This is a genomic window from Actinomadura sp. NPDC049753, assembly GCF_040674655.1.
Classification (GTDB): Bacteria; Actinomycetota; Actinomycetes; order Streptosporangiales; family Streptosporangiaceae; genus Spirillospora; species Spirillospora verrucosospora.
On the sequence record NZ_JBFARL010000320.1, the window covers coordinates 1 to 5,985 of the forward strand.

A 5,985-nucleotide genomic window follows, 5' to 3' on the forward strand; every position below is an offset into this window, starting at 1 on the left:
CGCCGTGCTCCGCCACCGCGGCCCCGCGCTGTCCCGGTCCGCCCCGCCCGTCGGGGAGCTGTCGCAGCTCGCCGAGACGGCCGCGGCGGCCTGCAAGGACGCGCGCCTCGCCGCGCTCGTCGGCGTGCTGGACGAGGGCGGCCCGCACGCCCGCGTCGGCGTCCTGGCCTCCCTGCCCGCCCGCGCCGACGTGGAGACCGCGCTCACCGAGGTCGCCACCCGGATCCGCAAGCAGTCCGGCGACACCGTGATGGCCGCCGGATCGGTGGTGGAGACGATCCGCGACGTCCGCCGCTCCTTCCTGGAGGCCGAGCAGGTCGCCGACGTCGCCGCGCGCGGCTCCGGGGCCCGCCTCTACTACCGCCTGCCCGACCTGCGCCTGCGCGGGCTGCTGCACCTCCTCCGCGACGACGCCCGCGTCCAGACCTTCGTCGAGCGCGAGCTCGGCCCGCTCCTGGAGTACGACGCCCAGCGCGGCAGCGACCTCACGCGCATCCTGGAGCTGTACCTCGAATCCGGCCGGAACAAGGCCGTCGCCGCCCAGCAGGCGCACCTCTCCCGCCCCGCCTTCTACGAGCGCCTCCGCCGCATCGAACGGGTCCTGGACGCCGATCTCGACGACGTGGAGTCGTGCGTGTCCTTCCATGTGGCGCTCCTGGCCCTGTCATCCGTCCGCTGGGAACGTTCCTGATCGGGCCGGTGACCGGTGAAGGCCGTTCGCGGCCGGCCCCGCGCGCATACGCTTTAGCGCATGGCGGACGCGGTACTGCATGTTCATCGGTACGGGGACCCGGGCGGAGCACCGGTGGTCATGCTCCACGGGGTCTGCGGTCACGGGGCGCGCTGGCGGCGGACCGCCGAGCGGTACCTGCCGGACCGCTCCGTCCTCGCGCCCGACCTGCGCGGCCACGGGCGGTCGACGCACGAGCCGCCGTGGACGGTCGAGCGGCACGTGGCCGACGTCCTCGCGATGATGGACGCCGAGGGCGTCGAGCGGGCCGACCTCGTCGGGCACTCCTACGGCGGGATGATCGCGCTGCATCTGGCGCGGACCGCGCCGCGGCGGGTGCGGCGGCTCCTCCTGCTGGACCCGGCCATCGGGCTGGCCCCGGCGGCCGCGGGCCGGGAGGCGCGCGGGCTCCTGTCCCCGGCGTCCTACGGCGACGTCGCCGAGGCGCGGGCCGACCGGGCGGCGCGCTGGCCGGCGGCTCCGCCGGAGGCCGTGGACGAGGAGGTCGCCGATCACCTGGAGCACGGCCCGGACGGACGGCTGCGGTGGCGGTTCGAACCGGCGGCCGCGGTGACCGCGTACTCGGAGATGGCCCGCCCCCACCTCGCGCCGCCCGCCGACCTGCCCACGCACCTGGTCATCGCGACGGAGGCCGACTTCGTCCGTCCCGAGTTCGTGGTGGACCTGCGCGCCGCGCTCGGCCCCGGCCTCGTGATCAGCGAGGTCGACGCCGGCCACATGCTCTACGTCGACCGTCCGGAGGAGACCGGGACGCTGGTCGCCGCATGGCTCAGCGAAGGCGGCGCCGGCCGGTGAACGGCGGCAGGGTCAGCGGGGTGTGCAGGCCCGGCGGCGCCTCGGCCACGGCGGGGACGGCGCTGACCATGCGCAGCCCGGTCGAGGCGGCGGGGTCGTCGGCGGCGGGCCCCGCGAGGTCCATCCGCCAGGGCGGCTCGCCGTCGATCTCGACGCGGTGGCCGCCGGTCGCGCCCGGCGGCGGGGCCGGCCAGTGGGGGGCGATGTCGGCGCGCGCCCGGGCGACCTGCTCGACGGTGATCACGGGACGGCCGCGCAGCAGCCCCGACACCTGGAACCGCAGGCCGGCGAGGGTCCCCTTGGCGACGCGGCCGATGTCCTCGGGCGCCGGGCACAGTTCGTAGGTCTCGGACACCTCGTCCAGCGGAACCGCCAGGTGCTCGGCGAGGAGGCGCACGACCGGGCCCCATGCCCGCCTCGGCCCGCCCGGCCTGACGATCGGCGGACGGTGCCCGAGGGGGCCGCCGAAGCCGAGCCGGGCGCCGGTCTCGGGGTCGTCCCGGCAGCTGAACCGGGTGACCTTGACGCCGTGCACGCGCAGGCAGCCGCCGCTCAGCAGCAGCGGGAGGACGTCGTTCACCGGGCTGGATCCGAGGGTGAGGCAGGCGGCGCCGCCGGTCGCGCACGCGGACCGGAGCCGGCGGACGAGGGCGCGGTCGGCGGACGGCGGGTGGACGAGTGAGGGCAGAACGTCCGACACCACGCCGGTGCCCGATTCCAGGATGCGGCACAGCTCCCCTGCCGCGTCCCGGGAGCGGGTGGCCGTGTGGCAGACGACGTGGGGCCGCCGGGCCAGGAGCGGGGCCGGGTCCTCGGTGGCGCGGATCCCGGCCGGGCGGCCGCTTCCGGCCAGCTCGGCGGCGTCGACGCCGGCGTGCCGGGGGTCGACGGCGACGACTCCGGCGAGTTCGAGGTCCGGGTGCTCGAGCAGCGCCCCGAGCGACGATCTGCCGACGGGTCCGGTGCCCCACTGGCCGACGAGATAGGACATACCACCACCTTTTGACCAAGCGCTCGGTCGGCGCGGGCGCATTCTAGGCATGCCCGCGCCGCCAGAACGCTCCCCTCGCGGGACGTACATCCGTGCTGGCAGGGAAGGAATGTCTGGTGACACTTCGCGCGGCGGGGCGCACGTTCGGCGTGGAGGAGGAGCTGCTCCTGGTCGACCCGGAGACGGGCGCGCCCCAGGCCCTGTCCGGCTCCGTGATCCACTACGCCCGGCGCCACGACGAGCTGTTCCTGACCGGCGGCCGGCGCTCCAAGGCGCTGGAGACCGAGCTCCAGCGCGAGCAGCTGGAGACGGCCACCCCGGTCTGCGGCTCGCTCGACGAGCTGTCCGACCACGTCCGGTCGGCGCGGGTCGCGGCGGGCCAGTCCGCGGCCGGGGTGGGCGCCGCCGTCGCCGCGCTGGCGACGTCGCCGGTCAGCGTCCGCCCCTCGCTCACCCCGTCGCACCGCTACCTGCGGATGGCCGACGCCTTCGGGCCCACCGCCGACGAACAGCTCACCTGCGGCTGCCACGTGCACGTCGGCATCGAGTCCCCGGAGGAGGGCGCCGCCGTCCTCGACCGGATCCGGCCGTGGCTGCCCCCGCTGCTCGCGCTCAGCGCGAACTCCCCGTTCTGGCAGGGCGCCGACACGGGCTCCGACAGCTGGCGGCACCAGGTGTGGGGCCGCTGGCCCTCCAGCGGCCCGACCGAGCTGTTCGGCTCGGCGAACGCGTACCGGACGGCGGTGGACGCGCTGCTCGCGACCGGGGTCCTGGTGGACGAGGGCATGATCTATTTCGACGCCCGGCTGTCGCGGCACTATCCGACGGTCGAGATCCGCGTCGCGGACGTGTGCCTGGACGCCGACGACACCGTGCTGATGGGCGCGCTGGTGCGGGCGCTGGTCGACACCGCCGCGGACGCGTGGCGGCGGAGCGAGCCGCCCGACCCGGTGCGCACGGACCTGGTGCGCCTGGCCATGTGGCGGGCCGGGCGCTCGGGCCTGCGCGGCGAGCTCGTGCACCCGCGCACCCACACGGCCGCCCCCGCCCGCGAGGTGGTGGCCGCGCTCGTCGAGCACCTGTCGCCCGCGCTCGACCGCGCGGGCGATCTCGACACCGTCGCCAAGCTCCTCGGCGGCGTGCTGGAACGCGGGAACGGAGCCCGGTTCCAGCGCGCCGCCTACTCCCGTGCCGGCGATCTGAGGACCGTGGTCATCGCCGCCGTCCAGCGGACGATGGCGGTCTGACCGGCCGGTCCGGCCGGGGCGGCCCAGTTGCGGCAGGGCGGCTTCGGGAGCGGCCCGCGGACGCCCGCGGGTCCGCCGCGGGAACCGCCGCGGCGCGGCCCCCGCGGCGGGCGGTCAGGCCGCGCGGCGCCTCTGGAAGGGGAGGTAGCGGTCGGCGCGCCGGTGCCGGGCGAGCAGGCCGGTGGACTCGACCGCGAGGATGCGGTCGAAGCGGAAGGCGCGCACGCCGCGGCGCATGCGGCACCAGCCGACGAGGTACCAGTGGTCGCGGTGCACCAGGCAGGTGACCGGCTCGACCTCGCGGATCGTGACGTTGGCGCCGGCGTCGCCATAGCAGAGCCGGACGACGCGGTGCTCGGTGATGGCGGCGGCGACCACGCGGGCGCGGTCGGAGGTGGAGGCGTCCAGGGGCGTGGTGAGGGTGGCGAGCGTGGTGGTGACCACGTCGTCGTGCGGAGCGGCGTCGAGGAGGGTGTGGAGGGCGCGGCGCGCGGTGGTGGCCTGCGGGCCGGTGCCGAGGTGCGCGAGCGAGAGCGCGAGGGCGGCGATCTCCGCCGCCGTGAGCGCGGCCGGCGCGGTGGGCGCGGTCTGGGGGTGCGTCGCAACGTTCGCCATGGTTCGATCATACGTTCGAACACTGACATTTTGGAGGCCCGCGCGGGGAGGCGCGGCCTTCGCGGTGCGGACGGGGCCCGTCCGGCGGGGTGATCGGCTCCGCGCTTGAGAAGGCGGCCTCGCATGGTGAAAACTGGCCCCGGAAACGTGCCTATTCGGGGGAATCAGGGGCGAACATGGGCCAGACGTGGATCAGCGTTGAGTGAGCCGCGCCTGGACCGGCCTCCGATGGGCCGAGACGAGGCGGACCGGGCCCTCGCGCGCCTCCGGGACGAGAGGGAGCGGATCGGCGCGGCCCTGCTGGAGCTGGAGGCCCACCAGGGGTACCAGTTGCTGGAAGGCGCGGCGCTGCGGGGCGCGACCCTGCGCGTGCAGTCCGACGTGCGGTCGCGGACGGCGTCCCTGTGGCTGCTGTTCGACCTGCACGGGCGCGTCCTGTCCGCCGCCGAGGAGCTGCGGGCCCGCCACGGCAGGCCCGGTCAGGCGCAGCTCGCCGAGCTCACCCGCCTCCTGGAGGGGCCGTCGGTGGAGCTGCCCGCGGCGGAGGTGCCGCTGGAGCGCCGGACGCTGCTGGCCGCCCCGTCCGGCGAGAGGCTGACGCCGCGGGCGGCGGTCGACCGGATGACGCCGCTCTACGAGGAGATCGCGCGGGCGGTCGCCGCGCTCGACGCGGTCTGGTCGACGCTGCTGTCGCGGCTGGCCGAGGTCGAGGCCGAGCGGCGGGCGGCCGAGGAGCTGCTGGAGTCGGCCGGCGGCGCGGACCCCGCCTTCGAGCGGCTGCGCGACGAGCTGGAGACCGTCGCCGCGACCGTGCGCGCCGACCCGCTCGCGCTGGCGCGGGACGGCCACGCCGACACCGCTCGGCTGGACGCGATCCGCTCCGGCCTCGCCGAGGTGCGCCGCGGCCTGGAGGAGGCGGAGCGGCTGCGCGAGGGGTTCGCCGCCCGGATCCGCGGCGTCGCCGCCGTCCTGGACGTGGTGCGCGAGGCCGAGGCCGAGGCGCGCGCCGCCCGCGACGAGGTCCTCATCAAGATCACCGCGCCCGCGCTGCCCGACCCGCCCGACTCCTCCGCCGCCCTCGCCGACCGCCTCGCCGCCGTCACCCGGCCCCGGCCGGGCGCGGCCGCGCGGGGCGGCGGCTGGCGCGAGACCGCGCGGCGGGTCGCCGAACTGGAGCGCGCCGCGGACGCTGCGCTGGCGCGGGCACGCGAGACCACCGGCCTGATCCGGGGCCTGCTGGACCGGCGCGAGGAGCTGCGCGGCCGCCTGCAGGCCTACCGGGCGAAGGCCGCGCGGCTCGGCCACGCCGAGGACGCCGAACTGGCCCGGTCCTACGAGCAGGCACGCGAGCTGCTGTGGACCTCCCCCTGCGATCTGCGGAAGGCCACCGTGGCCCTGAACGCGTACCAGCGGGCCGTCACCTCGCGGGCGAAGGGAGCGGATCGATGAGCCAGTGCGCGCAGCCGGGATGCGGCGGGACGATCGCGGACGGCTACTGCGACGTCTGCATCGCCAGCCACTCCCGCAGCCTTTTGAGCCGCCAGACCTCCTCGGTTCCGGCGCTTCCGACGGTCTGCCGCGTCTGC

6 protein-coding genes are annotated in these 5,985 nt (G+C 76.5%); 4 read left to right on the forward strand and 2 right to left on the reverse strand.

The window, feature by feature from the left end; all coding sequences use genetic code 11:
- Together AB0K37_RS39735 and AB0K37_RS39740 are read left to right on the forward strand one after the other, a co-directional pair.
- Positions 1 to 691 (forward strand): helix-turn-helix domain-containing protein (locus AB0K37_RS39735; RefSeq protein WP_363990729.1); only part of this gene is annotated, 691 nt, incomplete at its 5' end.
- A gap of 60 nt (positions 692 to 751) precedes the next feature.
- Positions 752 to 1,546 carry an alpha/beta hydrolase gene (locus tag AB0K37_RS39740; RefSeq protein WP_363990732.1) on the forward strand — a complete coding sequence of 265 codons (795 nt, stop codon included), beginning with the start codon at positions 752 to 754 and terminating at the stop codon, positions 1,544 to 1,546.
- On the opposite strand, the gene AB0K37_RS39745 is transcribed toward AB0K37_RS39740, so the two are convergent.
- The gene (locus AB0K37_RS39745; protein WP_363990735.1) at positions 1,521 to 2,537 is read right to left on the reverse strand and encodes a hypothetical protein; all 1,017 of its coding nucleotides are present in this window, start codon (positions 2,535 to 2,537) and stop codon (positions 1,521 to 1,523) included. The genes AB0K37_RS39740 and AB0K37_RS39745 overlap by 26 nt on opposite strands.
- 116 nt (positions 2,538 to 2,653) lie before the next feature.
- Between AB0K37_RS39745 and AB0K37_RS39750 the strand changes: the two genes are divergently transcribed.
- Positions 2,654 to 3,784: a glutamate--cysteine ligase gene (locus AB0K37_RS39750; protein WP_363990738.1), complete on the forward strand. Its 1,131-nt coding sequence runs from the start codon at positions 2,654 to 2,656 to the stop codon at positions 3,782 to 3,784.
- A 114-nt stretch (positions 3,785 to 3,898) separates the two neighbouring features.
- On the opposite strand, the gene AB0K37_RS39755 is transcribed toward AB0K37_RS39750, so the two are convergent.
- Positions 3,899 to 4,399: a WYL domain-containing protein gene (locus tag AB0K37_RS39755; RefSeq protein WP_363990741.1), complete on the reverse strand. Its 501-nt coding sequence runs from the start codon at positions 4,397 to 4,399 to the stop codon at positions 3,899 to 3,901.
- Between the two features lie 228 nt (positions 4,400 to 4,627).
- Between AB0K37_RS39755 and AB0K37_RS39760 the strand changes: the two genes are divergently transcribed.
- Positions 4,628 to 5,848 (forward strand): hypothetical protein, encoded by a 1,221-nt coding sequence (locus AB0K37_RS39760; protein ID WP_363990744.1) that lies wholly within the window; start codon positions 4,628 to 4,630, stop codon positions 5,846 to 5,848.
- The last annotated feature ends 137 nt before the right edge of the window (positions 5,849 to 5,985 follow it).

Excerpts from the sequence above, each read along its gene's own strand:
- AB0K37_RS39760 (WP_363990744.1), top strand. The coding sequence starts at position 4,628 with ATGGGCCGAGACGAGGCGGACCGGGCCCTCGCGCGCCTCCGGGACGAG.
- AB0K37_RS39745 (WP_363990735.1), bottom strand. The coding sequence starts at position 2,537 with ATGTCCTATCTCGTCGGCCAGTGGGGCACCGGACCCGTCGGCAGATCG.
- AB0K37_RS39755 (WP_363990741.1), bottom strand. The coding sequence starts at position 4,399 with ATGGCGAACGTTGCGACGCACCCCCAGACCGCGCCCACCGCGCCGGCC.
- AB0K37_RS39740 (WP_363990732.1), top strand. The coding sequence starts at position 752 with ATGGCGGACGCGGTACTGCATGTTCATCGGTACGGGGACCCGGGCGGA.